The organism is Roseibium sp. (genome assembly GCF_965233565.1).
Taxonomy (GTDB): domain Bacteria; phylum Pseudomonadota; class Alphaproteobacteria; order Rhizobiales; family Stappiaceae; genus Roseibium.
Genome location: NZ_OZ247494.1, coordinates 6,232,909 through 6,258,312, shown reverse-complemented (window position 1 = coordinate 6,258,312; position 25,404 = coordinate 6,232,909). Strand labels below are relative to the sequence as shown.

Here is a 25,404-nt window from a genome sequence, read left to right as displayed (position 1 = left end):
TTAATTGCCAAGCGCCTACCCCAAATCCGGGGTGTCGTCAAACAATCTGCGGTGCTCTTCAATGGCATACCGGTCCGTCATGCCCGCAATGTAGTCGCAGACACGACGTGCCGTAGCTTCTTCACCAAGGCCCTCCAGACCCACATTCCAGGGTTTCGGCATGAGGTCCGGTTCGCTTATGAACCGCGTGAAGAGATCCCGGACAACACGCGCGACAAGCCGACGGACCGCGAGCACATCCTCGTGCCGATAGACCCGGGCGAACAGGAATCTCTTGACCTCTTTCTCCGCGGTCGTCATCGCATCCGAGAAGCCGACCAGGCAACGACCGGCCATTCGAATGTCATTTGCAGATTTCGGTGCCAGCTCGTCCAGGTTCTGCATGCCGAAACGGATCACGTCTTCCACCATGCGCGTGATTGACCGGCGGACGATCTCGTGGATGCGGCGGCTTTCCTCCAGCCCGGGATACTTCCCGTCCACTTCGCTCAGAATGTCGGCCAGGAACGGAACTTCACGCATGTCTTCGATGGCGAACAGACCCGCCCTCAGACCGTCATCCAGATCGTGGGCGTCATAGGCAATGTCATCGGCGATCGCGGCGGCCTGCGCCTCGGCACTCGGCCAAGTCGACAGCAGGAGATCCTGTCGAGCGGCGTAATCTCGAATTGCAAAGGGCAATTCGCTGTTCCTGAACTTTCCAAGCGGGGCACCATCCGGATCCAGCAGGGGACCGTTGTGCTTGACGAGGCCTTCCAGCGTCTCCCAGGCCAGGTTCAGTCCGTCAAACTCGGCGTAGCGCTGCTCCAGATGCGTGACGACGCGCAGCGACTGGGCATTGTGGTCAAATCCGCCAAAAGGCGCCATGCACTCATGCATGACGTCTTCACCCTCATGACCAAAAGGCGTGTGTCCGAGGTCATGCGAGAGTGCGAGACATTCCGCCAGATCTTCGTCTAGCCGGAGCGCCCGAGCCAGGGATCGTGCAATCTGGGACACTTCGATCGTGTGGGTCAGCCGCGTCCGGAAATGATCGCCCTCGTGATAGACAAAGACCTGGGTCTTATGTTTCAGACGTCTGAATGCTGACGAATGGATGATCCGGTCCCGATCCCTTTGGAAGGGTGTCCGTGTCGGGCTTTCTGGTTCTGGATAGAGACGCCCCCTGCTCTCAAAGGGATTTTGCGCATAGACTGCGAGGGCCTGCGCCCCAAATCCGATATCCGCGGTCATCTTCTTCATCCCCTCGCCAGAAGCGTCTTGAGGGTTGCGTCCCCGCAATGGCCGATGTCTCTGCATTGACGCGGGCGGTTCCAAAACATACTTATCTGTCCAGATCAGGTTTATGTGTCCCGCCAGGCCGGGGCCTCAGCGAGTCGGTAAAACATGACCGAGACACTTGAAAGTCGAGTAACAGTCAGCGACCGCGCTGCCAAGCGTATCGCGGCGATTTTGTCAAAAGAAGCCTCCGGCAGCATGCTGCGGGTGAGCGTCGAGGGCGGCGGCTGTTCCGGGCTGCAGTATAAATATGACGTGGTGGACAGCCGCGAGGACGACGATTTTGTGATCGAAAACCCGGGTGCCACCGTGCTGATCGATTCCATTTCGCTGCAATATATGGGCGGATCGGAGATCGATTTTGTCGATGACCTGATTGGCCAGTCCTTTCAGATCAACAACCCCAACGCGGTAGCGGGCTGCGGCTGCGGCACGAGCTTTACCATCTGAACGCCCTACCTTGCCGGTTGCCCCGGCTCCCTCATTGCCGAGGCAACCCGTCATGAAAATCGCGACCTGGAACATCAATGGCGTCAAGGCCCGGATCGACACGGTTCAGGAGTGGCTAAAGGAAGCCTCTCCGGACCTTGCCTGTCTTCAGGAAATAAAATCCGTAGACGAAAACTTTCCAAGGTCGGTGTTCGAAGATCTCGGCTACAATGTCGAAACGCACGGCCAAAAGGGTTTCAACGGTGTTGCACTCCTGTCCAAGAAACCCCTGGAGGATGTTCAGCGCGGATTACCAGGCAACGACGAAGACCAACAAGCGCGATACATTGAGGCCAGCGTTTCGACCGATCGCGGCGCAGTGCGCGTCGGTTGCCTTTATCTTCCAAACGGCAATCCGCTCGGGACCGAAAAGTTTCCGTACAAACTGGAATGGATGGAGCGGCTGATTGTGCATGCCGAACGTCGCCTTGCGGAAGAAACACCGTTCCTGCTTCTGGGCGACTACAACGTCATCCCGGATCCGATCGATGCCAAAAACCCGGGAAACTGGGTGGATGACGCGCTCTATCAGCCTGAAAGCCGCCGCAATTTCCGGGCTCTGACGCATCTGGGCATGACCGAGGCGGTCCGGGCGACCACGGAAGCTGCCGAAACCTACACGTTCTGGGACTATCAGGCTGGTGCCTGGCAAAAGAACAACGGCATTCGCATCGACCATATCCTGATGTCGGCCCAGGCCACCGATCTGATGCAGGGCGTCGGCATCGACAAGCATGTGCGTGGCTGGGAAAAACCCTCTGACCATGTGCCTGTCTGGGTGAAACTCGCCGCCTGACCCAATCCGGATTTCAGCCCATTTGAGCTGCTGCGCCCATAAAAACCGCTGCCGGGGCAGACCTTTCGGCGACAGCCCGTTTCACCGGACCTTGCGTTTCTGAAGAGCGCTTTGGGAGGCGATATCCCCAGCCAGACTTGCGGTTACCTGCCGTCATGGTAAGCTTTCCAAGTCATGGGATAACGCAACGGCGCATCACGTCCGCGCGCGCAACATGCGGACACCGGCTGGCTGCACATTCAGGATGTGCACCCACACCTTTGTTTCGTCCGAAAGCCCTTGCATTTCTGCTGCTCTCCGGCGTTTGGCTCCTGACCGGCACTGTTGCCGCAACGGCGCAGAGTGTTTCCTGCACCTGCCGCTATCAGGGCCAGGATTACGGCATCGGCGAATCCATTTGCCTGAAAGGCTCCAACGGCATGCGCATGGCGACCTGTGCCATGGTGCTGAACAACACATCCTGGAAGTTTAGCAACGCCCCCTGCCCGCTCACTTTGTGGGAGCCTGACCGCGCTTTGCCTGATACCGAATGGAACGCTGAAGAGCCGATAAAGCCACAGCCATCTCAAAGAGGCGTTTCGCGGCCTTCCTGAACTGTCGCAGTGTCTCGCAACAACAACCGTCCCGCAACGCCTTCCGGGAGCGGCCTGACACCACACCAACGTCTTCAAATTCGAAGCCTTGCGAAAAGGAAAGACCGGCGCATACGTAGCGCTAACGAGCAAGCCGGGAACCGCTCGTGCCGTTTGCGAAGCGAAACACTCCTTCGAAACTACTGGGACGGCACCTGAGCGGTCAGGACATCGGGCCTGTTCTGCTGCAGCCAGCCATCAGCCAGGGAGCGCGCCATCTGACGGACCGGCTCCGGAGACACGGCAAAATACTGCTCGTGCATGGCATTGATCCAGGAAGCCTCCGGCCCTTCGGCCTGCTGCCGCGCAACGGTCATCCACATCAGACCGCGCGCCTTTTTCTTGTCCGAGGACCCCAGCGCATAAAGTGTCTCACCAAGCCGGGCCTGTGCTCCAATATGTCCCTTGAGAGCGGCAAGATTGTACCAGCGCACCGCCATGCGGTGATTGTTGTCCTGGTACATGCGTCCAAGTTCATACTGGGCTTCTGCATCCCCAAAATAGGAAGCGGCATGGGTGAACACCTGACGCGCGCGTGCCTCGTTTTTCGGCACGGCGCCGTCGATGCCATTCAGGTAATAGGAGCCGAGAGCGACAAAGGCACTCGACACAAACGGTGCGTCAGGTGCGTCCGGCCGGTCCTCACCGTGTTCACGCACGATCTGGCTGTAATACTCGAAGGCTTTCAGGTCGTCTTCGGCGACCCCATCGCCCTTCGCATACATCTCGCCGAGTTTCCAGGCAGCCATCGGCTGACCGTTCTCTGCGGCATATTGCAACGAATTCAGAGCCGCTGCCTTGTCACCGGAATAGTAATAGCGCGCACCGGCGCGCAAGGCCTCAGTCGGCGAAAGGTCTTCAGGACCGATCGACCGGTTTGGTGCGGTCGGCTGGCCGTCAAACGCCAGGGCGTTTCCTGCCAGTCCCATAACAATCAACGCGCCGAGCACAGTTCCGGCTTTTGTCATGCGTTGAAACATTGTGCTGTTCTTTTGCATCCCAGTCACACAATTATCCGTCGGCGACACCAAGGTCCCCCGACGGACACTCTTGCTTTTATCCGCGCGAAGCGCATTCGTTGTTCCGTCACCTCAATACAGCCAAGGCCACAAGAGGTGAGCTCTTTCCGTTGAGTAACAATTTGACCGATCATTTGGTCTTAAGTTGGGCCAGATTGCGCTCAATTAAGACCAATTCCTGGTTCTCTTGTTGTCCTTGAGAAGCCCTACAGGACCAGCTCACGACAAGCACTCCAAAACGATAGCTCAACGGGTGTCCCGGAAACATGGCCGAACATGGGCAACCACCTGCAATCGACCCTGCGACACGCGAGTCTGTCAGCATGTGTTGCTCAATTAGCACAATTCCGGCACCCCTCATGCCCTGACTGGACATGAGCATCTCATCACAGGGGAGTTGATGATGTGTTGCCAGGCCGCCATTTTGCTACGCAAGCCTGTTGAAAACGGGGGCTTTTGGCCAAAAGCGTTTGCTGTTCTATCTTTGTCCTTCAAACTGGACTGTGATTCGGTGTAGGTAACGGCGCTGAAGAACAGGTTCCTGCGATTACACACCCATCAGGCGATACGGAATGAGTGCAAAAGACGATCTATTTGCTGGCAATGCGGCGGTCTCCGCTCCCCTTTCAGATGAGCCACCCGCGCCCAAGCCGCAAAAATCGCCACAACTCGCTCCGGTGACGGCCGTGCCTGAAGACTATTCCGCCGCGGACATCGAAGTTCTGGAGGGACTTGAACCTGTACGACGGCGCCCGGGTATGTATATCGGCGGCACCGACGAAAAGGCCCTGCACCATCTTTTTGCGGAAGTGATCGACAATTCGATGGACGAAGCGGTGGCGGGTCACGCCACCTGGATCGACGTTGCCCTGTCCGAAGACGGCTACCTGACGATAACCGACAATGGCCGGGGCATTCCGGTCGATCCGCATCCCAAATTCAAGGACAAGTCCGCGCTTGAAGTCATCATGACCACCCTGCATGCGGGCGGCAAGTTCGACAGCAAGGTCTACGAGACGTCGGGCGGTCTTCACGGCGTCGGCGTTTCCGTCGTCAACGCCCTCTCCGAAGAACTGGTCGTAGAAGTGGCTCGCAGCCGCAAGCTTTATCGTCAGGTTTTCCGGCGCGGACATCCGCAGGGCGGCCTTGAACTTGTCGGAGACACCCAGAACCGCCGCGGTACACAGGTTCGTTTCAAGCCCGATCAACAGATTTTCGGAAAAGGCGCTCACTTCAAGCCTGCCCGGCTCCTGAAAATGGCGCGGTCAAAGGCCTATCTGTTTGGCGGCGTCGAAATCCGCTGGCACTGTGCGCCAGGGCTCATATCTGAAAAAGACGAAACGCCTGCAGAAGCCGTGTTTCATTTTCCGGGCGGTCTCAGGGATTTTCTGGGTGAGCGGCTGAACAAGGAACGCCGCGTCGTCGACGAAGTCTTCTCGGGACGGACAGACAATGCCGGCAAACACGGGTCTGTTGAATGGGCCGTAAGCTGGTTTGCGGGCGATGGGTTCGTCAATTCCTACTGTAACACCGTCCCGACACCGGAAGGCGGCACGCACGAAGCCGGCTTCCGCTATGCGCTCTTGCGCGGCCTGAAGGCCTACGGGGAACTCACCAACAACAAGAAGGCATCCATCATCACCGGCGATGACGTCATGACGTCTGCCGGCGGCATGCTTTCGGTCTTTATACGCGAACCGGAATTTGTTGGTCAGACCAAAGACAAACTGGCGACCAATGAAGCGACCCGCATCACGGAAGCAGCGGTGCGCGACGCCTTTGATCACTGGCTCACGGCCTCGCCGAACCAGGCCAACAAGCTTCTGGAATGGGTGATCGACCGGGCGGACGAACGCCTGCGCCGCCGTCAGGAAAAAGACGTCGCCCGCAAAACCGCCGTACGAAAACTGCGCCTGCCCGGCAAACTGGCGGATTGCTCTGCCAATCAGGCTGATGGAACCGAACTGTTTATCGTGGAGGGCGACTCGGCCGGTGGTTCTGCAAAGCAGGCTCGGAACAGATCCAATCAGGCCGTTCTTCCGCTGCGCGGCAAAATCCTGAATGTGGCCAATGCCGGACGCGACAAGCTGGTCGCCAACCAGCAGCTGGCCGACCTTATCCAGGCGCTCGGCTGCGGCACGCGATCCAACTACAAGGAAAGTGATCTGCGCTACGAAAAAATCGTCATCATGACCGATGCCGACGTAGACGGCGCGCATATCGCCTCTTTGCTCATTACCTTCTTCTATCGTGAAATGCCCGAGTTGATCCGCACCGGCCATCTTTTCCTGGCCGTGCCTCCGCTGTACCGCCTCAGCCAGGGTGGCAAGACCCTTTACGCCCGGAACGATGCCCATAAGGACGAGCTGCTCGAGACCGTGTTCAAGGGCAGATCAAAGGTGGAAATCGGCCGCTTCAAAGGTCTAGGTGAGATGCTTCCCGCACAGCTCAAAGAGACCACCATGGATCCCTCAAAACGATCGATGTTGAAAGTCCAGGTCGAGGAAGAAGCTGTTGCCGAGACCAATGACACGGTCGAGAGGCTCATGGGCAACAAGCCGGAAGCACGGTTCCGCTTCATTCAGGAAAGAGCGGAATTTGCAGAAGACCTTGATATTTGATCCCGAGATTGAGTATTTTGTCAGAAGTTCAGGTGCTTGGGGGCACCAAACGAGTCTTTAAGTTCAGTTTCAGCAACGTGTCCGGTCGGAAAAGTACCATGTTAAACCGGGTTTATTCCATTTTTGACAAGCGGATCCGTCCGCTGCGCAATCATGTCTTTTTGGCTTTTCCCAAGCACAACATCGCCTATGCGCGCATTGCCGAACCGGCCTTTCAGTTGCTGCGTCCGGTGCTGCACCGTCTCGCGGGCACGGAAGGTCTGTTGCCGGCAAACAGTCCGGATGCCGATGCGCCCTCCGGATCGGAGCGGCTGCTTTTCCACGGCGACGTCGAGCTTTTGACCGCCAGGGAACTCAAGCGTCGCCACCCTGACATGAAGATACTGGCCTGGGTTCAGGACCCACTGCACCGGCTTGCCTATTGTTATGAGAAGATCATTCTGAATTCAGACCCCATGCCGTCCTATTACCGGGAACGGTACTTTGCGCCTTCCATGACGCCAGACGAGTTCGTAAACCAGGTTTCGGGCATTTCGGATCTTGAGGCCGATAACCTGTTTCGCAGTCAGACGGCCTTCCTGACTTATAAAGGAACGCTTGCAGCAGATGTCGTGCTGCCACTCGAGGACTTCGAACGGTCTCTGACCCGCTTTTTTGCCGAGAGCAGGCTGAAGAGCCGCGCGTTGGCGGTGGCTCCTTATCGCCTGTCGAGTTTTGTCTCCCAATCGACCTTGCGTGCATTCAGCGAAGCTGCGCTGATGCAGAAGCTGAAAAGGCGGTATCGCTCAGACTATTTACTGCTCAGTTCTCAAGACGCCCTGATCGCCTGAAATCATCAATGAGTTGCTGGCACCGCTTCCGGGGCGCCGATTGTTCGATGTTTTTGAACCGCGGTCAGGTCTCGGATGCATAAAATCAACACCCGGTCAGAGATTTCACTCAAACTTCATAAAGCTCGCAGAGCGCACTATTAACTGCGATGTCAGATCATCCGCGGAAATACTCGAATTTCTTGCCATTTTACCACTCCTGCGCATTGACACTTGAGCGCATGAATGTAGTGTGAGCGCACATTGGCACCGGCGGTTCCCCCGGTGCCGGAAAAGAACAATCTCAACATCCGGGCAACGCGCTCCATGGCATTTGATACTCTCGGTCTTAGCGAGAAGGTCCTCGCTGCAGTTGAAGCAGCAGGTTATAAAGAACCCACAGCAATCCAGGCGGGCGCAATCCCGCAGGTGCTGGAGCGCCGCGACATACTCGGCATCGCTCAGACGGGTACCGGTAAAACCGCCAGCTTTACTTTGCCGATGCTGACGCTCCTGGAAAAGGGCCGCGCCCGGGCACGCATGCCGCGAACGCTCATTCTGGAGCCAACCCGTGAGCTGGCCGCCCAGGTTGAAGAGAATTTCGAGAAATACGGCACCAATCACAAGCTCAATGTCGCTCTGCTGATCGGCGGTGTCTCCTTTGCCGATCAGGACAAGAAGCTCGACAGAGGCACGGATGTTCTGATTGCAACACCCGGCCGGTTGCTCGACCATTTCGAACGCGGCAAGCTGCTTCTGCAAGGCGTTGAAATTCTGGTCATTGACGAAGCCGACCGCATGCTGGACATGGGCTTCATCCCGGACATCGAGCGGATCTGCAAGCTGATCCCGTTCACCCGGCAAACATTGTTCTTCTCCGCGACCATGCCGCCGGAAATCCAGAGACTGACGGAAACCTTCCTGCAGAACCCGGCGCGGATCGAAGTTGCACCGACGTCTTCGACTGCCGACAACGTGTCCCAGTACCTGAAATCGTCGCCGTCCAAGGATTATGAAAAGCGCGCTGCCCTTCGTGAACTTCTGGAGGAAGCCGAAGAGCTCAACAACGCCATCGTCTTTTGCAACCGCAAGCGTGATGTTTCAACACTGTTCCGGTCGCTCGAGCGCCATGAATACAATGTCGGCGCTTTGCATGGTGACATGGATCAGCGCACCCGCATGATGATGCTGGACAATTTCCGCAAGGGGAACATCAAGCTTCTGGTGGCAAGTGACGTTGCCGCACGTGGTCTCGATATTCCTGAAGTCAGTCATGTCTTCAATTACGACGTGCCGAGCAATGCCGAGGACTACGTTCACCGAATCGGTCGGACCGGCCGCGCTGGCCGCACCGGCACAGCCTATACGCTCGTCACGGGTGAAGACCAGAAGTATCTCGATGCGATCGAAGCCCTGATCAACAAGAAGATCGATTGGACCGGTGAGGCGATCGACTTCGAGGCAGCTGCGCAGGAACGCAAGGCGCGCAGAAAGGCCGGCAAGTCGTCAAAGTCCACCCGCTCAAGCAACGACAACGAAGCAGAACAGGCCGACAATGGCGGACGCCGCCGGTCGCAGAGCAAATCTCGCGACGAATCCAGGAAAGTCAAAGAGGAGCAGTCTGAAGCCGTGACACCGACGAGTTCAGTTTCGAAACTTCCGCAAAGATCGGGCGGGAAAAAGCCTCGCAGCGACAAGATGGAGCCGGCCTTCAGTGCGGGCGTACACATCCCGGCATTCCTTCTGCGCGAACCTAGGCCCAAAAAGGCTTCATAACTTCGAGTTCGCTCAAGCTTTCGACGCCGATTTAACGGCTCCTTAAGCCTTCCATCAGAGTTTTAGTACTAGATCTTGCGGCCGTGTGGGGCGGACTCGCAGGACAATGTTGAGAGAACCCTGATGTCGGATGAAGATGACCATAAGCGGACGATCCAGTATGGAGAATCCGCGATCACTTACATCAAGAAAAACACACTGCCCGCCTACCCGCGCTCCTATGAGCTTTGGTACACCTATGCGGCCGGTTACAATCAGGGTCTAAACCGGGCAGTCAACGAGACGATCAAGACCCAGGGCAGAATCAGCACAGACGAAATGCTGACGCTCTACGGGCGCTTCCTGTCGCCGACCCGCCTCGGCGACCGGCTCGATGAAGTCGGGACAAAGGTGTCCAAGGAAGTCGAAGAACTGGTGGACACACTCAAACTGAGCGCAGACGTCACTTCCGATTACGGCACTGCGCTCGAACAGGCCGGTGAAAAAATCAAATCGGTCGAAGATCCCAAAAAACTGCAGATGTATGTGACCCATCTGGTCAAGTCGACCCAGAACGCTGTCGCATCAAACCGGAAGCTTGAGAGCCAGTTGCTCGAATCCAAGAAGCACATCGAGAACCTCCAATCATCTCTGGAGGCCATCCGCTATGAAAGCCTCACGGATGAACTGACGACGCTCAACAACCGCAAGCATTTCGAGAATTCCATCGAACGGGTCATCGACCACTCGATTGAAAGTGGTCGCGGCTTCTCCCTGCTGATGACGGATATCGATCATTTCAAGAATTTCAACGATACCTACGGCCACCAGACCGGCGACCAGGTGCTTCGTCTTGTAGCCCTTGCAGTCAAGCAAAACATCAAGGCGCAGGACATTGCCTGTCGTTATGGCGGTGAGGAGTTTGCGATCATCCTGCCTCACATCGCCTTGGAAGAAGCTGCCGCAATCGGTGAGAACATTCGCAACGCCGTGATGTCCAAGGAACTCGTCAAGCGTTCGACTGGAGAAAATCTCGGCCGGGTGACGATTTCAGTCGGCGTCGCGACCTTCAAGAAGATGGATACCGCACACTCGATCGTTTCTCGTGCGGACGAAGCCCTTTATCTGGCCAAGAATGACGGCAGGAACCTCGTCAGAACGGAGCAGGACCTGGCCGATTCGCAGGGCCAGGAAGACGTGGCCTAAGGCAGTCTGAGAGCAATTCAGCAGTTTGATCTGAGCCCGGGCGGCCGCCGGCTCAGCCTTTTGCGTTCAGGCCCATCTGCCAGAAATCGCTTTCCAGCCGGCAGGCTTTTTCAAACAGGGACAGAACTCGTGGATATCGCTGTTCGGTCAATACCTGGTCTGCCGTTGCATCCATCCAGGCAATAAAATCTTTCGCAAGCCCCTGGTAGGCGTCACCGGCATATTCCCGGATCCACCGCTGATACGGGTTTGTATCACCATCCTTGCCCTCACCGGCAAGACGCGCGCCAATCTCCGCATAACCGATCACGCAAGGCGCCAAGGCAGCTTGCAGGTCGAGGAGATCACCGGCCATGCCTGCATCAAGGACAAAGCGGGTATAGGCCATTGTCGGCGTGTCTTCCGGAGCGGTCTCGATGGCCGACCGGTCCATCCCCCAGGTGCCACAAAGCTCCAGGTGCAAATCGAGCTCAACATCCAGAATAGCCTTCACACCTTCAAGCGACTGACGCATGTCGGCGACGCTCTGGCTTTTGTAGACGCCGAGCGCATAAGCGCGCGCAAACTGGATCAGGAACAGGTAGTCCTGCACCAGATAGTGCTTGAAACTCTCCAGCGGCAGGCTGGCGTTTCCCAATTGCTCGACGAAGTCATGGCAGGTGTAATCAGCCCACTGAGGGGCTGCGTCGGCCTTCAGCCGGGCAAACAAGGTCATGAAAGCACTCGATTTCAGCAGGGGACCAACGCACCTGTCAGCGCGCAAGCGTCTTCAGGTCGGCTGCCTGAAGCGAAACAGATTCGCCGCAGCCGCAAGCAGAGACTTCATTGGGGTTCTTGAACACGAATCCGGACCGGAACTTGGTGACTTCAAAGTCCATCTCCGTACCGAGCAGGAACAGCACTGCGGACGGATCGACAAAGAGTTTGGCCCCCTTGTCCTCGATCACGTCATCGCCTGCCTTGGCCTCTTCGACCAGGTCCATGGTGTATTCCATGCCGGCGCAGCCGCCCTTCTTGATACCGACTCGCAACCCTATTGCGTTCTTGTCGGAGTTATCGACAAGGTCCTTCACGCGCTCTGCAGCTGCGTCTGTCAGGGTTACGACCTGAAATTTTGCGGCGGAAGCCATGCAGTCCTCAATCAGTTCCGGGTACCAAACCTGATATAGGTGGTCAGCTTATCGGAAAAAAGCCCTTTTGCTCAATACCAGTTGAGCGCAACCTTGGCTTCGTCCGACATTCGGTCCGGCGTCCAGGGGGGATCGAAAACCATGTCGACATTGACCGGACCGACGCCGGCCACAGATGCGACCGCGTTTTCGACCCAGCCCGGCATCTCGCCGGCAACCGGGCATCCGGGCGCCGTCAGGGTCATGTCGATGTTGATCGAGCGATCGTCGTCGATATCGACCTTGTAGATCAGGCCGAGTTCATAGATGTCGCAAGGGATTTCCGGGTCATAAACCGTCTTCAGTGCACCGACAATGTCGGTCGTCAGCCGATCCAGCTCATCTGCCGGAATGGCACTTTTCGCCGAAACCTCTGCCTGAAGCTCTTCGCCGTCGGCGGCGGTGTCAATTGTGGTAGCGTTTTCCATAGGGTCCGTCCTTACCCGAAAAAGCTCTGTGCTTTCAACAAGGCTTCATACAAAGCGTCCACCTCGGCACGCGTGTTGTAAAGCCCGAAACTTGCCCGACATGTAGAGGTTACACCGTATCTTGCCAAGAGCGGCTGCGCACAATGGGTGCCGGCGCGGACTGCAACCCCTGCCCTGTCGATGATCGTGGCAACATCGTGGGCGTGGGCGCCTTCCAGCTCGAAGGACACAATCGCGCCCTTGTCCGGTGCATCGCCGAAGATCCGAAGCGAATTGATCTCGCGCAGCTTCTGATGCGCATAATCCTTCAATTCAGCCTCGTGGCGGGCAATATTCTCCCGGCCGATCGCATCCATGTAATCGAGCGCAGCGCCCAGGCCAATGGCCTGGACAATCGGCGGCGTACCGGCTTCAAAACGATGCGGAGGATCGTTGTAGGTGACAACATCCTCGGTCACATCAAGGATCATCTCACCGCCGCCGTTGAACGGGCGCAGCGCTTTCAGACGCTCCGGTTTGCCCCAAAGAACGCCGATGCCGGACGGGCCATAGACCTTGTGTCCGGTGAAGACATAATAGTCGCAGTCAATGTCCTGGACATCCACCGGCAGGTGAACGGCCGCCTGGCTGCCATCGATCAGTACCTGGATGCCGCGTTCATGAGCGATCCGGCAAATCTCCTTCACCGGCACCACCGTGCCGAGTACATTCGACATATGTGTAATGGCGACCAGTCTGGTCTTGTCGCTGAGGGATGCCTCGAACGCGTCCAGATCAAATGATCCGTCCTCGCGTACGTAAACCCATTTCAACTGCGCGCCGTGGCGCTCGCGATGAAAGTGCCAGGGCACGATGTTGGAATGGTGCTCCATGATGGACAGCACGATCTCGCCACCGTCGGCGAAAAAGTCAGGTCCAAGGCCGTAGGACACCAGGTTGATGGCTTCCGTGGTCGATTTGGTGAAGACCACGTCATCGACCGACTTGGCGTTGAGGAAGCGGCGCACCTTTTCGCGTGCGGCTTCGTAATTGTCCGTTGCCGTGTTGGAGAGATAGTGCAGGCCGCGATGGACGTTGGCATATTCTTCCGAATAGGCCTTGGTCACCGCATCGATCACCGCCTTTGGCTTCTGGGCGGACGCGCCGTTGTCCAGATAAACCAGCGGTTTGCCATAGACCTCACGCGACAGGATCGGAAAATCCCCGCGTATTGCCTCGACATCATAACCGGCCGTGCCGGTGGTTTGTTCTGCGGTGGCGACCGTCATGCGGCGCTGCTCCTCATAAATGTGCAGGACCTAGTGGCCGGCAAGCCAGTCGCGCACACGCGCTTCCAGGCCTTCGGTTACATCGTCCTCGCCATATTCCTCAATCGCTTCGGACAGGAAGGCCAGAACCAGAAGGGTCTTGGCTTCATCTTCCGGAATGCCGCGGGCGCGCAGGTAGAACAGCAGATCTTCGTCGATCTGACCGCTGGTCGCCCCATGTGCGCACAGCACGTCATCCGCAAAGATTTCCAGTTCCGGCTTGTTGGCCATCTCCGCGTCTTCGGACAGAAGCAGAGCCTGGGTCATCATCTCGCCATCCGTCTTCTGTGCGTGCGGGGCGACATTGATGCGGCCCTGATAAACGCCTTTCGCACGACCGTCGAGCACGGTCTTGAAGAATTCACGGCTGTTACAATGCGGCACAGCATGATCGACGATCAGTGTCTGGTCAGCGAGGGCGTCCCCGCCGGCCATGGTGACACCGTAGATCTTGGCTTCCGAATTCTCACCGGTGAAATTGATGAACTGCTGATTGCGGGTGAAGCGCGGACCGGCAATGAAGCCGAGCGACTTGAATTCGGTTTCCGCACCGAGCGTGGCAATCGTCGTGAACAGGCGTGCCGTGTCAACACCGCCCACGATCAGACGAGTGGACGCGAGTGCGGACCTGTCCGCCAGGTTACACTCCAGTACGGTATTGAGTTCACCGTTCCCGGTGTCCCCGACGAATGTCTCCAGCAGCCGCATCCTGGCACCTTCACCAAGCGTGACGCTGTTGCGGGTCACCTGTGCACCGGCAGATGTTGCCACCTGCACCAGCTCAACGGGCTTCGAGATTTCCGCACCCGCTGCAACCTTGATGACGACACCGCCCTGAACGAAGGCTGTGTTCAAGGCAACAACGCCGTCATTCGGGCCGGTCTTCGGTGAAGCCAGCAACTGGGCGCCGCCCTCTTGCACGAGAGCATCGGTCAGGGCAACCAGGCTCACGCCTTCTGCTGCCAGCGCTTCCGTGTCTGAAAGGTCCGTCAGGAAGCGGCCATTGGCGACTACGATCCGGAACCGGTCAAGCTCGCCGTAACTGTCATGTCCGTCCAGGAGGGACTTGGCACTTGCGGCATCAGCCTCGGCAGCAAGCGGTGCAGCCGATTTCAGGAAGGCACGCAGATCGGAATACTTGTATTCCTCAACGCGCCGATGCGGCAGGCCGCGGTCGCGGATCTGGCCGAGCGCGGCTTCGCGCAGGGCGGACACGGCAACAGAGCCGGCCAGGTCGTCCTTGGCGCTGTCAAAGCGTTCCAGGAGATCGCTCTCAGCCTGCGTATGTTTGATCGCTACGCTTGCGTTCATGTCGCGTTGCTCCTTAGGCGGCCGTTTCGATGTAGTCGGCGTAACCGTTCTTTTCCAGCTCCAGCGCCAGATCCTTGTCACCGGTCTTGACGATCCGGCCCTTGGACAAGACATGTACGACGTCCGGCACGATGTGATCGAGCAGACGCTGATAGTGGGTGATCACCACCATCGCCCGGTCCGGCCCGCGCAGCTTGTTGACGCCTTCAGACACGATCCGCAGTGCGTCGATGTCGAGGCCGGAGTCGGTTTCGTCGAGCACGCAGAGTTTCGGCTCGAGCAGCGACATCTGCAGAATTTCCGCACGTTTCTTCTCACCGCCGGAAAAACCGACATTGAGCGGACGCTTGAGCATGTCCATGGAGACGTTCAGATGGCTGGCAGCCGCCTTGACGCGTTTCATGAAGTCCGGAATGGAGAGCGTATCCTCGCCGCGCGCCTTGCGCTGCGCGTTCATAGCCGTCTTCAGGAATTCCATGGTGGCGACACCCGGGATCTCGATCGGATACTGGAACGCCAGGAACATGCCGGCAGCGGCGCGCTCGTCCGGTTCCATGTCCAGCATGTTATCACCGTTGAAGAGCACCTCGCCTTCAGTGATCTCATAGTCGTCCTTGCCGGCCAGCACATAGGACAGCGTCGACTTGCCGGAACCGTTCGGCCCCATGATGGCATGGACTTCGCCGGCATTGACCGTCAGGTTGACGCCGCGCAGGATTTCCGTTTCATCGTCCGCGATGCGGGCATGCAGGTTCTTGATCTCAAGCATTTTTCTACTCGTCTGTTTCATCGCTGCAGCCAATGCTGCGCTAACTGGTTCAGAGGTCAGCTTTCCGCCGGCACGAACCGCTGGGTCACGGTGATCGGGCCAACGATCCTGGTGTTGAATTCTTCGAGTTCCCCGGCCGGCACCCAGAGCTCTTCATGCTGGCGCCCGCCGACAATCTTGCGGTCGAACCTGGAGACATAATCCGCCTCCACATCGAACCTGGTCACGTACCCCTGCCTGGAGCCGTGTTTGGTATTCCAGTCCCTGGCAATCTGGGCGGCATAGGCCTCGTTCGTCACGGGATAGAAGATCGGCTGCTCGGGCAAACGCGGCGGGAAGGCTTTCCAGCCGCTGTCTTCGATCAGCTTCAATTCTTCCGGTCCGACCGGCCTGAAGAGCGTCACGGTTTCTGCCACCGGGTTACCCTACCGAGCCTTCGAGGCTGATCGAGATCAGCTTTTGTGCCTCAACGGCGAATTCCATCGGCAGCTGCTGGATGACGTCCTTGACGAAGCCGTTGACGATCAGTGCCACGGCTTCTTCTTCCGACAGGCCGCGCTGCAGGCAGTAGAACATCTGGTCGTCAGAGATCTTCGAGGTGGTCGCCTCGTGCTCGAACTGGGCCGACGCATTCTTGCTCTCAATGTAGGGCACCGTGTGGGCACCGCATTCCTGACCGATCAGCAGCGAATCGCACTGGGTGAAATTGCGTGCATTCGTCGCCTTGCGGTGGGCCGTGATCAGACCGCGATAGGTGTTTTCCGACTTGCCGGCGGAAATGCCCTTGGAGATCACGCGGCTGGACGTGTTCTTGCCCAGATGGATCATCTTGGTGCCGCTGTCGATCTGCTGGTAACCGTTGGACACCGCGATCGAATAGAACTCCCCGCGAGAATTGTCGCCGCGCAGGACGCAGGACGGGTATTTCCAGGTAATCGCAGAGCCAGTCTCCACCTGTGTCCATGAGATCTTGGAGTTCTTGCCGCGGCAGTCACCGCGCTTGGTGACGAAGTTGTAGATCCCGCCCTTGCCGTCCTTGTCGCCCGGGAACCAGTTCTGGACGGTGGAGTACTTGATCTCCGCATCGTCCAGCGCAACCAGTTCAACAACCGCTGCATGCAGCTGGTTTTCATCGCGTTGCGGCGCGGTGCAGCCTTCCAGATACGAAACGTAAGAGCCCTTGTCGGCAATGATCAGGGTACGCTCGAACTGACCGGTGTTCTGCTCATTGATCCGGAAATAGGTCGACAGCTCCATCGGGCAGCGAACGCCTTCCGGAATGTAGACAAAGGACCCGTCGGAGAAGACGGCCGAGTTGAGCGTTGCATAATAGTTGTCGGTGACCGGAACGACCGAGCCCAGGTATTTCTTCACAAGGTCCGGATATTCGCGGACAGCCTCGGAGATCGAACAGAAGATGACACCGGCCTTCTTCAGTTCTTCCTTGAAGGTTGTGACAACAGACACGCTGTCGAACACCGCGTCGACGGCAACGCGGTTCTTCGGCTCGACACCAGCGAGAATTTCCTGTTCGGCCAGCGGGATGCCAAGCTTCTCGTAAGTCGCCAGCAGCTCCGGATCGACTTCGTCCAGGCTCTTCGGACCTTCAACGGATTTGGGGGCAGCCCAGTAGTAGAGGTCGTCGAAGTCGATCTTCGGATAGGAAACACGCGCCCAGCTCGGCTCTTCCATCTGCTGGAAACGACGCAGAGCGTCGAGACGCCAGTCGGTCATCCATTCCGGCTCGTTCTTCTTGGCCGACAAAAACCGGATCGTGTCTTCCGAAAGGCCCTTTGCGCCCTTCTCAGACTCGATGTCAGTGACAAAACCGTATTTATACTGGTCAACATCGATGGCTTTCACCTGATCGATGGTTTCCTGTACAGCTGGCATCTTTTGCCTCCATTCAGCGGGCGCCCGGCCCGCTCTTCCAGTCAATCTGCGGGGAGCAATCTCCCCATTGCGACGTCTTGCGGCCATGCCGCAGAGTTTCGTTTCCGGTCAGGCCGCCTGGTGGCGCGCTTCCGGGTTAAGTCGATCCACGATCTTCGGCCAAAGGCCGAGAAACCGATCGATGTCTTCCGCCGACGTGTTCCAGCCCATGCTGACCCGCAACGCACATTTGGCAAGCGTCTCCTCGACACCCATGGCGGTCAGGACATGGGACACCGACACCTTGCCGGACGAACACGCCGACCCCGATGAAACGGATACGCACTCCAGGTCAAAAGCGATCAGTGCTGTTTCCGCCGGAATACCGGGAACAGCAAAACAGCTTGTGTTGGCGAGCCGGTCAGCGTCTTCACCGAAGATCACCGTGGCCGGACAAACGGACCGCAGGCCCGTCTCGAGCCTGGCTTTCAGCTCTGCCAGCTGGCCCATATTCTCCAGTTCCGCAAGAGCTTCCGTCGCTGCGACACCAAACCCTGAAATCGCCGCGACGTTTTCAGTGCCACCGCGGCGCCAGTTCTCCTGCCCGCCGCCGACCATCAGTGGCGATGGCACCCGGGCAGTGGACCGCACCACAACAGCGCCGATGCCTTGCGGACCACCGAACTTGTGGGCGGATAGGGTCACGACATCCGCCTTCCAGGCGTCCGGATCGATCGGCATGCGTCCGGCGGCCTGAACCGCATCGACGTGAAAGAAATGGCCATGGGCCGCAGCGATCTCTCCGATCCGGGCCAAGGGCTGAATTGCGCCCGTCTCGTTGTTGGCGGCCATCACCGAGATCAGGCTCGGCTCCGCAGCCTTGACGAGGTCTTCCAGGGAATCGAGACGCACAAGGCCTGCTGCATCAACCGGCACCACTACCTGGTCAGCCACCGCAAAGCGCCCGCCCGTTACGACAGACGGGTGTTCAACCGCGCTCCGGAACAGCTTGTCGAGATAGATCGGCGCACCCTGGTCTTGCCAGGACGGCGACAGCGCCGTCATGTTGGCCTCGGTACCACCCGACACGAATGTTACAGCGCGGGTCTTGGCGCCGCAGAGCCGGGCGACCTGTTCGCGTGCGCGCTCGATCCGGCCACGTGCCTTGCGGCCGTGACCATGCACGGAAGAGGCATTTCCCGCATCCATCAGCACTTCGATCATGCACTCGCGCACGGCCGGGCGCAGCGGAGCACCGGCATTGTGGTCGAGATAGATCGGGTCAGACGCGCGCGGCATGCCACCTCTTGAACGTTGATCAACACCTGCAAAAATCGAAATTCCGCTTATCGAACAAACACATCTGCGAAAAACCTTGATATTTTCCGCTGTGATGACGATAACTCCCCCCAATCGGTCGAACCGAGCATTGCTGTCTCAGGGCTTCCTCTGGAGGGCGGTGCGAACTTTCGAATAATTCTAAACAGGGTTCTAGAAACTTGGAGCTTAAGAGTCAAGTTTAGACTTACGGGAAATCACGTATCCAGACCCCTAATTTCCTTCGCCGGGATTCCCTGCGCGACACTATGACAAGGACTTAGTTCTTCATGCCTGAGGTGATCTTCAACGGTCCCGCCGGCCGGCTCGAGGGCCGGTTCCATCCCGCCAAGAAGCGCAATGCGCCCATTGCCCTGGTTTTGCATCTGCATCCGCAGTTCGGCGGCACGATGAACAACCAGATCGTTTATCAGATGTATTACATGTTCGCCCGGCGCGGCTTCGCCGTATTGCGCTTCAACTTCCGCGGTGTCGGGCGGTCTCAGGGCACCTTCGATCACGGCCAGGGTGAACTGTCCGATGCAGCCGCGGCGCTTGACTGGGTGCAGACCGTTCACACGGATGCACGTGCCTGCTGGATCGCCGGGTTTTCCTTCGGTGCCTGGATCGGTATGCAGCTCTTGATGCGCCGTCCGGAAGTGGAAGGCTTCATCTCTGTCGCCCCGCCCGCCAACTTGCATGATTTCTCGTTCCTGGCTCCCTGCCCGTCTTCCGGTCTGATTGTCCACGGCGACAATGACAAGGTCGTGCCGCAGAAAGACGTGCAGACCCTGGTCGACAAACTGAAAACCCAGAAAGGCATCGTGATCGATCACGAGACCATCCCCGGCGCCAATCATTTCTTTGAAAATGACATGGACGACCTGATCGACCGCTGCGGAACTTATGTTGACGGACGGCTTGGACTGACACCAGCCGATTACGTCGATATCGACTGATCCATCGGATCACGAAAGCCCGCCCCCGTCGGGCTTTTTTGTTTCAAAGGCCTGGGCTGTGCAGAGACCACCAGACAACGTTCATGTCCGCTCGGCGTCAAAGGGCGATTTCGACGCCCTTTGCACGCTTTACCATGAGCTGAATTCGGAGGACCTGCCGGCAACCGACGCGCTGCAACGCCAGACCTTTGCGGACATGTTGCAACATCCGGGCCTGACAATCCTGCTTGCGGAACGAGACAGCACGCCTGTTGCGACCTGCACGCTGGTTGTCATTCCGAACCTCACGCGCGGATGCGCTTCCTATGCACTCATTGAAAATGTGGTGACGCGCACAAAACATCGCGGTCTCGGCATCGGACATCGCCTGATGCAGACGGCGATCAAAAAGGCTTTTGAGCTGGGGTGCTTCAAGGTCATGTTGATGTCCGGTTCCACCAATCGGGACGCCCATCGCTTTTATGAAAGCCTGGGGTTTCAGACCACCAAGACGGGCTTTGAAATCCGGGCCCCAGGCGTTCCGACACGCAAATCCGGCAATTAGCCAGGATCGACCTTAGCCCTGGAACGGCTTCGGACGCGGGACGCCCGGACCGCTGTCAACACCATCGTCCGGTCCGGCCAGCGGATCTTCGCCTTCTGCGACGACACCCTTGATCGGTGGACCATCATAATCTTCCGGCGGCGGCACCTTGGAGGCCAGCTTGCAGTTGGTCAGCCAGATGTCATAGACGGGATGCTCGACCGCATGGAGGCCCGGACTGGCGGCATACATCCAGCCGGAAAAGATCCGGCGGACTTCATTGTTGAGCGTGATCTCGTCGACCTGAACAAACCCTGTTGTCAAAGGTGATTCCGTTTGCGGCCGCGTATGACAGACCCGCGGTGTCACCTGAAGCGCGCCGAACTGCACGGTTTCGCCGATATAGACGTCAAAGGAAATGATCCGTCCGGTGATCTTGTCGAGACCGGAGAACACGGCAACGGGGTTTTCGATTTTCTCCGCCAGGGCAACCGACGGCGCCATTGCCGAAAATGCGGCAATGCCAATAAGCGCGCCGGCGCGTTTCGCCGCTTTCATTGTTTCAAACAAGTCAGCCATCAACGTCAAAATGATTCCCCAGGTGCCAAGCATACGTGTTCATCCGGGCGGCGCTAGCACCGAATTGCGGCCCCGGAAAGACAACACAGCTTTCCGGGGCAGCGATCCTCAAATTAGCCGATCTCAGCCAGGCGCTTTTGCGCAATCTGAACTTTTTCCAGCTTTTCCTTGCCGAGAGCGACCTTCTCCCGTTCGCCGTCCACGATCTCTTCCGGCGCTTTATCCAGGAATTTCGGGTTGGACAGCTTCTTCTCGATCTTGGAGATCTCGCCTTCCAGCTTTGCAGCTTCCTTGGCAAGACGCGCCGTTTCGGCGCTGAGATCGATGATGCCGGCAAGCGGCAGGCAAATCGTGGCTTCACCGACAATGATCTGTGCGGACCCGGCCGGCGCGGCCTCCACGACCTCGACATTTTCCGCGCGGGCCAGCCGCAGGATCGCCGACTCGTGAGTTCTCAGACGCGCCCTGGTCTCCTCGCTGGCGCCGGTGACTGCAATCGCGACCTTGGCGCCTGCCGGTACGTTCATTTCAGCCCGGACAGAGCGGATCTCCGAGATCAGGTCGACAAGCCAGTTGATTTCAGCGGCTGCGTCTTCATCCACGACCCCTTGCGTTGGCCAGGAGGCCAGGATCAACAGGCCGTCCGCCTTGGTTCCTTCCTCGCCAAGGCGCGCCCAGAGTTCCTCGGTCAGGAACGGCATAAAGGGATGCAGAACCTTCAGGATCTCGTCGATGGCCCAGGCTGCTGTGGCACGGGTTTCCGCCTTGGCGGCTTCGTCGTCACCGTTGAAAATCGGCTTGGCCAGCTCCAGGAACCAGTCGCAAAACGTGTTCCAGGTGAAGCGATAGATCGCGCCGGACGCGTCGTTGAAACGCAGTTCATCGAGCGCTGCCGTCACGTCCGTGATGCAGCGGCCCATTTCCGTTGCGATCCAGCGGTTGAGCGTCAGCTTGGCGCTTGCCGGATCGAAACCCGCGACGCGGGCGCAGCCGTTCATCTCGGCGAAACGGGCAGCGTTCCAGAGCTTCGTGGCAAAGCGTTGTCCACCTTCTGCCGCCTGGTCCGACATACGCAAGGTACGGCGCGACTGAACCTCCTGGCTTGCCAGGGCAAACCGGGTCGCGTCGGCACCATAGCCGTCGATCAGGTCCAGCGGGTCGAGAACGTTGCCGATCGATTTCGACATTTTCTTCCCGTTTTTGTCGACAACGATCGAATTGATGTAGACCGTGTGGAACGGCACTTCGTCCATGAAATGCAGGCCTTGCATCATCATCCGGGCCACCCAGAAGAAGATGATGTCAAATCCGGTGATCAGCACATCGGTCTTGTAGTAGCGCTCAAGCTCCGGTGTCTTGTTGGGCCAGCCGAGTGTCGAAAACGGCCAGAGCGCGGACGAGAACCACGTGTCGAGGACGTCGGGATCGCGGGTCAGCGCCTTGCCGCCAGCCTTTGCGATCGCTTCTTCCTCGTCATGCGCACAATATTCGTTACCGTCCTCGTCATACCAGACCGGAATCTGGTGCCCCCACCACAGCTGACGCGAAATACACCAGGGTTGAATATCGTTCAGCCAGTTGTAGTAGGTCTTGTCCCAGTTTTCCGGAACAAATTTGGTGTCCCCCTCCTGAACCGCTTTCAGGGCCGGAGCCGCCAGCGTCTTGGCGTCGACAAACCACTGGTCGGTCAGCATCGGTTCAATGACGACCTTGGACCGGTCGCTGAAGGGCTGCATGATTTTCTTGGATTCGACCAGCGGCAGTTCGGCCGGCGCCTCGTCGTCTGCGCCGAGCGGTTTCAGAACCGCCCGTCCCTGCGCATTCCAGCCGGTTGCCTGGCCTTTCATCCAGCTGACCTCCGGGTGGTCGCTGGGAACCATGACGGCCAGTCCTTCCGCGGTGATCTGCTCGATGACGCGCTGACGCGCCTCGAACCTGTCGAGACCGCGCAGGTCGTCGGGAACGATATTGATGAGATCGACCTCGTTGAGGGTCATCTCGGCTCCGTCAATGATCGCCTGCGCCTTGGCGGCTTCTTCCACGTAAGGCGCGCCGTCCGAGCGCATCGCACCCTTGGTGTCCATCAGGCGGTACATCGGGATCTTGTTGCGCTGTGCAACGCCATAGTCGTTAAAGTCGTGCGCACCGGTGATCTTCACCGCACCCGAACCGAACTCCGGATCCGGATACTCATCGGTGATGATCGGGATCAGCCGGCGCTGCTCTTTCGGCCCGACCGGAATTTCGCAGAGCTTGCCAACGATAGGCTTGTAGCGTTCGTCATCCGGATGCACAGCGACGGCACCATCGCCCAGCATGGTTTCCGGGCGGGTCGTGGCGATCGAGATGTAGTCGCGCGTTTCGCGAAGCGTGACGTTGCCGTCCTCGTCCTTCTCGACATATTCATAAGTTTCGCCACCGGCCAGCGGGTAGCGAAAGTGCCACATGTGGCCATCGGATTCGATGTTCTCGACTTCCAGGTCCGAAATGGCGGTTTCCATCTTCGGGTCCCAGTTGACGAGCCGCTTCGACTTGTAGATCAACCCCTGGTCATAGAGCTCGACAAAAACCTTCAGAACAGCTTCAGAAAGTCCTTCGTCCATCGTAAAGCGCTCGCGCGACCAGTCGCAGGAAGCCCCGAGCCGCTTAAGCTGATTGATGATCGCACTGCCGACCTCTTCCTTGTAGGTCCAGGCGCGTTTGACGAAGGCCTCGCGGCCGATCTCTCGGCGGCTCGGCTCCTGGCGTTCCGCCATCTGCCGCTCAACAGCAATTTGAAGAGCGATGCCGGCATGGTCTGTGCCCGGCTGCCACAGCGTGTCAAACCCTTGCATCCGTTTCCAGCGGATCAGGATGTCCTGCAGCGTGTTGTTGAGCGCGTGCCCCATATGCAGGGAGCCGTTTACGTTCGGAGGCGGAATTACGATTGAAAAGGCAGGCGCGCCGTCCTTGGCGCCTGCTCCGGCCTTGAAGGCCTCCGCCTTTTCCCAGGTTTCGTAAATCCGCGGCTCAACGCTGGCCGCATCGTAGGTCTTTTCCAGCATTTGGGTCACTCAATGGGAGGAAGTATGTCGATTTGCGTGAAGCACCGTGTAAATCGGATAGGCTAGCGCAAGTCAACCGGCAAAAATGGCGAAGTTGCGCGCCTTGAGCTCGCTGTCACAGGGAAACCACATCATCGTTCGCCCCTCTTGGGTTCTTCAACATTTGCTGCCATAAGCCCTGAATGACTGTTTCGATCCGCCCGCATCACCTTCTCTGCATGCTGACCTATCTCGGCAAGGGCTATACGCCGGACTTCGTGTCCAATTACAGCAGACTTGTCGACAGGCTGAATGCCGGGGAAGACGTGGTCCTGGTTCAGGGGCCGGACGACATCTGTCAGCCGATGTTGAGCGAAACACAGTGCCATTGCCATAACGAAAGTGTGCGCATGCGCGACGATCAGGCTTCGACTGAGATTGGCCGCATTCTCGGTCTGGAGTTGAGAGCCGGAGACAGGATAAACCTGACCTGTCGGACTGTAGAACGCCTTCGAGACGCCTTTTCCGCAGGCGACATACGTTCAGCCTGTGGCGGCTGCGAATGGCAGGAACTCTGTTCGCGCATCGCCGGAAACAAATTCAGGGGATGCCATCTGGCACCCCCTGTCTGATTTCCCGCAAGTCAAACGTTTCAACGGCGGCGAATGACCCGTTGCACTTCCCGTTTGACCATCTCTTCCACCATCGGCGGAAGATTTTTATCCAGCCAGGCTTTCAGCATCGGCCGCAACATGTCCTTCACCAGCTCTTCAACGGTTTGTGCCTGAGTGCCGATGAACATGTCGGTGAAGTTATCGAGAGCTGCATGGACAGCCTGGCCGGTCTCCGCAGAGGTCAATGGCATTTCAGGTGTCATTTCCGGCAGATCATCCGGGATCGGCATGGACGCCATGGCCGGAGCCGGTTCCGGCTCAGGCACAAATTCAGGTTCCGGCATCGGCTCGGGTTCCGGAGCCGGCGGTTCGGCAAAGGACAGATCGCCACCATCCCCGTCGAGGTCATCAGTCATGCCCTCGACCATTTCCATGCCGTCGTCCTCGACCGCAAGTTCCTCGGTCAACTCCAGAACGTCGTCGGTCTCGTCTTCCTCGGCATCGGCAGCCATGGCTGCTGCCATGTCATCCGCACCATCGTCTTCATCCGTTGCCACGTCCTCGTCATCGCCGGCCATATCGAACAGCTTGTCGAGATCGTCCTGGGACATTTCGGAGGCATCGCCCATGTCGTCCGCCGCCTCTTCTTCTACTGGTGTGTCTACTGGTTCTTCCGCGCTGGCATCCGCGGCATCGTCGCCCTGGGAGTCCTCATCGGATATGATTCGGCGGATCGATGCGAGGATTTCCTCCATCGACGGCTCTTCAGCCTTTTTCGCCTGTGCCATGACTTCCCCCGTACTTCGGCTATGCAAAGGAACACGCGGTTCACTCTGAATGATTCGTTAACCGAAATTATGCGGGTGCGCAGGAACGGCGCAAAGCAAGCGCACTCTTTACCAACGTCTTTTCCCCTCTTAAGTCGGGT

Annotated in this window: 23 protein-coding genes; 9 read left to right on the top strand and 14 right to left on the bottom strand. The window is 58.1% G+C overall.

The window, feature by feature from the left end; all coding sequences use genetic code 11:
* Positions 1–15: 15 nt before the first annotated feature.
* Positions 16–1,233 (bottom strand): deoxyguanosinetriphosphate triphosphohydrolase, encoded by a 1,218-nt coding sequence (locus tag ACO6TG_RS28450; protein ID WP_422376285.1) that lies wholly within the window; start codon positions 1,231–1,233, stop codon positions 16–18.
* Between the two features lie 153 nt (positions 1,234–1,386).
* Between ACO6TG_RS28450 and erpA the strand changes: the two genes are divergently transcribed.
* Both erpA and xth read left to right on the top strand, forming a co-directional pair.
* Positions 1,387–1,728 (top strand): iron-sulfur cluster insertion protein ErpA, encoded by a 342-nt coding sequence (gene erpA / locus ACO6TG_RS28445; protein WP_094070649.1) that lies wholly within the window; start codon positions 1,387–1,389, stop codon positions 1,726–1,728.
* Positions 1,729–1,780: 52 nt separating this feature from the next.
* Positions 1,781–2,563: an exodeoxyribonuclease III gene (xth, locus tag ACO6TG_RS28440; protein WP_422376284.1), complete on the top strand. Its 783-nt coding sequence runs from the start codon at positions 1,781–1,783 to the stop codon at positions 2,561–2,563.
* Between the two features lie 772 nt (positions 2,564–3,335).
* On the opposite strand, the gene ACO6TG_RS28435 is transcribed toward xth, so the two are convergent.
* The gene (locus ACO6TG_RS28435) at positions 3,336–4,175 is read right to left on the bottom strand and encodes a tetratricopeptide repeat protein (RefSeq protein WP_422376283.1); all 840 of its coding nucleotides are present in this window, start codon (positions 4,173–4,175) and stop codon (positions 3,336–3,338) included.
* Positions 4,176–4,786: 611 nt separating this feature from the next.
* Between ACO6TG_RS28435 and parE the strand changes: the two genes are divergently transcribed.
* From parE to ACO6TG_RS28415, 4 genes are all read left to right on the top strand, one after another.
* On the top strand, positions 4,787–6,835 hold the full coding sequence (gene parE, locus ACO6TG_RS28430) for a DNA topoisomerase IV subunit B (protein ID WP_422376282.1): 2,049 nt from the start codon (positions 4,787–4,789) through the stop codon (positions 6,833–6,835).
* A 98-nt stretch (positions 6,836–6,933) separates the two neighbouring features.
* Positions 6,934–7,665: a hypothetical protein gene (locus ACO6TG_RS28425; RefSeq protein ID WP_422376281.1), complete on the top strand. Its 732-nt coding sequence runs from the start codon at positions 6,934–6,936 to the stop codon at positions 7,663–7,665.
* Between the two features lie 306 nt (positions 7,666–7,971).
* Positions 7,972–9,420: a DEAD/DEAH box helicase gene (locus tag ACO6TG_RS28420; protein WP_422378965.1), complete on the top strand. Its 1,449-nt coding sequence runs from the start codon at positions 7,972–7,974 to the stop codon at positions 9,418–9,420.
* Between the two features lie 123 nt (positions 9,421–9,543).
* Positions 9,544–10,605 (top strand): GGDEF domain-containing protein, encoded by a 1,062-nt coding sequence (locus ACO6TG_RS28415; RefSeq protein WP_422376280.1) that lies wholly within the window; start codon positions 9,544–9,546, stop codon positions 10,603–10,605.
* A gap of 52 nt (positions 10,606–10,657) precedes the next feature.
* Here the strand turns inward: ACO6TG_RS28415 and tenA are convergent, their stop codons facing one another.
* The 9 genes from tenA to ACO6TG_RS28370 form a co-directional block, all read right to left on the bottom strand.
* Positions 10,658–11,320, bottom strand: a complete 663-nt coding sequence (gene tenA / locus ACO6TG_RS28410; protein ID WP_422376279.1) for a thiaminase II — start codon at positions 11,318–11,320, stop codon at positions 10,658–10,660.
* Between the two features lie 37 nt (positions 11,321–11,357).
* Positions 11,358–11,735: a Fe-S cluster assembly scaffold SufA gene (gene sufA / locus ACO6TG_RS28405; RefSeq protein ID WP_422376278.1), complete on the bottom strand. Its 378-nt coding sequence runs from the start codon at positions 11,733–11,735 to the stop codon at positions 11,358–11,360.
* A 71-nt stretch (positions 11,736–11,806) separates the two neighbouring features.
* Positions 11,807–12,202 carry an SUF system Fe-S cluster assembly protein gene (locus ACO6TG_RS28400; RefSeq protein WP_094070640.1) on the bottom strand — a complete coding sequence of 132 codons (396 nt, stop codon included), beginning with the start codon at positions 12,200–12,202 and terminating at the stop codon, positions 11,807–11,809.
* Between the two features lie 11 nt (positions 12,203–12,213).
* The gene (locus ACO6TG_RS28395; protein ID WP_422376277.1) at positions 12,214–13,470 is read right to left on the bottom strand and encodes a cysteine desulfurase; all 1,257 of its coding nucleotides are present in this window, start codon (positions 13,468–13,470) and stop codon (positions 12,214–12,216) included.
* 30 nt (positions 13,471–13,500) lie between these two features.
* Complete coding sequence (locus tag ACO6TG_RS28390; protein WP_422376276.1) at positions 13,501–14,820, bottom strand: SufB/SufD family protein; 1,320 nt, start codon at positions 14,818–14,820, stop codon at positions 13,501–13,503.
* Between the two features lie 13 nt (positions 14,821–14,833).
* Positions 14,834–15,589, bottom strand: a complete 756-nt coding sequence (gene sufC / locus ACO6TG_RS28385) for a Fe-S cluster assembly ATPase SufC (RefSeq protein ID WP_422376275.1) — start codon at positions 15,587–15,589, stop codon at positions 14,834–14,836.
* A gap of 56 nt (positions 15,590–15,645) precedes the next feature.
* The gene (locus tag ACO6TG_RS28380; RefSeq protein ID WP_422376274.1) at positions 15,646–16,005 is read right to left on the bottom strand and encodes an ADP-ribosylation/crystallin J1; all 360 of its coding nucleotides are present in this window, start codon (positions 16,003–16,005) and stop codon (positions 15,646–15,648) included.
* Between the two features lie 4 nt (positions 16,006–16,009).
* Positions 16,010–17,482, bottom strand: coding sequence for a Fe-S cluster assembly protein SufB (gene sufB, locus ACO6TG_RS28375; protein WP_422376273.1), 1,473 nt, complete (start codon positions 17,480–17,482; stop codon positions 16,010–16,012).
* A 108-nt stretch (positions 17,483–17,590) separates the two neighbouring features.
* Positions 17,591–18,760, bottom strand: a complete 1,170-nt coding sequence (locus tag ACO6TG_RS28370) for a cysteine desulfurase family protein (RefSeq protein WP_422376272.1) — start codon at positions 18,758–18,760, stop codon at positions 17,591–17,593.
* 308 nt (positions 18,761–19,068) lie between these two features.
* On the opposite strand from ACO6TG_RS28370, the gene ACO6TG_RS28365 reads away from it, so the two are divergent.
* Positions 19,069–19,737, top strand: a complete 669-nt coding sequence (locus tag ACO6TG_RS28365; protein ID WP_094070633.1) for an alpha/beta hydrolase — start codon at positions 19,069–19,071, stop codon at positions 19,735–19,737.
* Positions 19,738–19,795: 58 nt separating this feature from the next.
* Entirely contained in the window at positions 19,796–20,281 is a 486-nt protein-coding gene (locus ACO6TG_RS28360; protein WP_422376271.1) for a GNAT family N-acetyltransferase, read from the top strand.
* 12 nt (positions 20,282–20,293) lie between these two features.
* Here ACO6TG_RS28360 and ACO6TG_RS28355 read toward each other — a convergent pair whose 3' ends face one another.
* Together ACO6TG_RS28355 and ACO6TG_RS28350 are read right to left on the bottom strand one after the other, a co-directional pair.
* Positions 20,294–20,839 carry a DUF2155 domain-containing protein gene (locus ACO6TG_RS28355; protein ID WP_422376270.1) on the bottom strand — a complete coding sequence of 182 codons (546 nt, stop codon included), beginning with the start codon at positions 20,837–20,839 and terminating at the stop codon, positions 20,294–20,296.
* A 113-nt stretch (positions 20,840–20,952) separates the two neighbouring features.
* Positions 20,953–23,883, bottom strand: a complete 2,931-nt coding sequence (locus ACO6TG_RS28350; protein ID WP_422376269.1) for a valine--tRNA ligase — start codon at positions 23,881–23,883, stop codon at positions 20,953–20,955.
* Between the two features lie 182 nt (positions 23,884–24,065).
* Here ACO6TG_RS28350 and ACO6TG_RS28345 point away from each other — a divergent pair, with 182 nt between their 5' ends.
* Positions 24,066–24,494 carry a DUF1284 domain-containing protein gene (locus ACO6TG_RS28345; protein WP_422376268.1) on the top strand — a complete coding sequence of 143 codons (429 nt, stop codon included), beginning with the start codon at positions 24,066–24,068 and terminating at the stop codon, positions 24,492–24,494.
* A gap of 20 nt (positions 24,495–24,514) precedes the next feature.
* Here ACO6TG_RS28345 and ACO6TG_RS28340 read toward each other — a convergent pair whose 3' ends face one another.
* Positions 24,515–25,264: a PopZ family protein gene (locus tag ACO6TG_RS28340; RefSeq protein WP_422376267.1), complete on the bottom strand. Its 750-nt coding sequence runs from the start codon at positions 25,262–25,264 to the stop codon at positions 24,515–24,517.
* Between the last annotated feature and the right edge of the window lie 140 nt (positions 25,265–25,404).

Bases quoted from the DNA above. Each gene is read 5' to 3' on its own strand.
- ACO6TG_RS28450 (WP_422376285.1), bottom strand. From the start codon at position 1,233: ATGACCGCGGATATCGGATTTGGGGCGCAGGCCCTCGCAGTCTATGCG.
- erpA (WP_094070649.1), top strand. From the start codon at position 1,387: ATGACCGAGACACTTGAAAGTCGAGTAACAGTCAGCGACCGCGCTGCC.
- xth (WP_422376284.1), top strand. From the start codon at position 1,781: ATGAAAATCGCGACCTGGAACATCAATGGCGTCAAGGCCCGGATCGAC.
- ACO6TG_RS28435 (WP_422376283.1), bottom strand. From the start codon at position 4,175: ATGTTTCAACGCATGACAAAAGCCGGAACTGTGCTCGGCGCGTTGATT.
- parE (WP_422376282.1), top strand. From the start codon at position 4,787: ATGAGTGCAAAAGACGATCTATTTGCTGGCAATGCGGCGGTCTCCGCT.
- ACO6TG_RS28425 (WP_422376281.1), top strand. From the start codon at position 6,934: ATGTTAAACCGGGTTTATTCCATTTTTGACAAGCGGATCCGTCCGCTG.
- ACO6TG_RS28420 (WP_422378965.1), top strand. From the start codon at position 7,972: ATGGCATTTGATACTCTCGGTCTTAGCGAGAAGGTCCTCGCTGCAGTT.
- ACO6TG_RS28415 (WP_422376280.1), top strand. From the start codon at position 9,544: ATGTCGGATGAAGATGACCATAAGCGGACGATCCAGTATGGAGAATCC.
- tenA (WP_422376279.1), bottom strand. From the start codon at position 11,320: ATGACCTTGTTTGCCCGGCTGAAGGCCGACGCAGCCCCTCAGTGGGCT.
- sufA (WP_422376278.1), bottom strand. From the start codon at position 11,735: ATGGCTTCCGCCGCAAAATTTCAGGTCGTAACCCTGACAGACGCAGCT.
- ACO6TG_RS28400 (WP_094070640.1), bottom strand. From the start codon at position 12,202: ATGGAAAACGCTACCACAATTGACACCGCCGCCGACGGCGAAGAGCTT.
- ACO6TG_RS28395 (WP_422376277.1), bottom strand. From the start codon at position 13,470: ATGACGGTCGCCACCGCAGAACAAACCACCGGCACGGCCGGTTATGAT.
- ACO6TG_RS28390 (WP_422376276.1), bottom strand. From the start codon at position 14,820: ATGAACGCAAGCGTAGCGATCAAACATACGCAGGCTGAGAGCGATCTC.
- sufC (WP_422376275.1), bottom strand. From the start codon at position 15,589: ATGCTTGAGATCAAGAACCTGCATGCCCGCATCGCGGACGATGAAACG.
- sufB (WP_422376273.1), bottom strand. From the start codon at position 17,482: ATGCCAGCTGTACAGGAAACCATCGATCAGGTGAAAGCCATCGATGTT.
- ACO6TG_RS28370 (WP_422376272.1), bottom strand. From the start codon at position 18,760: ATGCCGCGCGCGTCTGACCCGATCTATCTCGACCACAATGCCGGTGCT.
- ACO6TG_RS28365 (WP_094070633.1), top strand. From the start codon at position 19,069: ATGCCTGAGGTGATCTTCAACGGTCCCGCCGGCCGGCTCGAGGGCCGG.
- ACO6TG_RS28355 (WP_422376270.1), bottom strand. From the start codon at position 20,839: ATGGCTGACTTGTTTGAAACAATGAAAGCGGCGAAACGCGCCGGCGCG.
- ACO6TG_RS28350 (WP_422376269.1), bottom strand. From the start codon at position 23,883: ATGCTGGAAAAGACCTACGATGCGGCCAGCGTTGAGCCGCGGATTTAC.
- ACO6TG_RS28345 (WP_422376268.1), top strand. From the start codon at position 24,066: ATGACTGTTTCGATCCGCCCGCATCACCTTCTCTGCATGCTGACCTAT.
- ACO6TG_RS28340 (WP_422376267.1), bottom strand. From the start codon at position 25,264: ATGGCACAGGCGAAAAAGGCTGAAGAGCCGTCGATGGAGGAAATCCTC.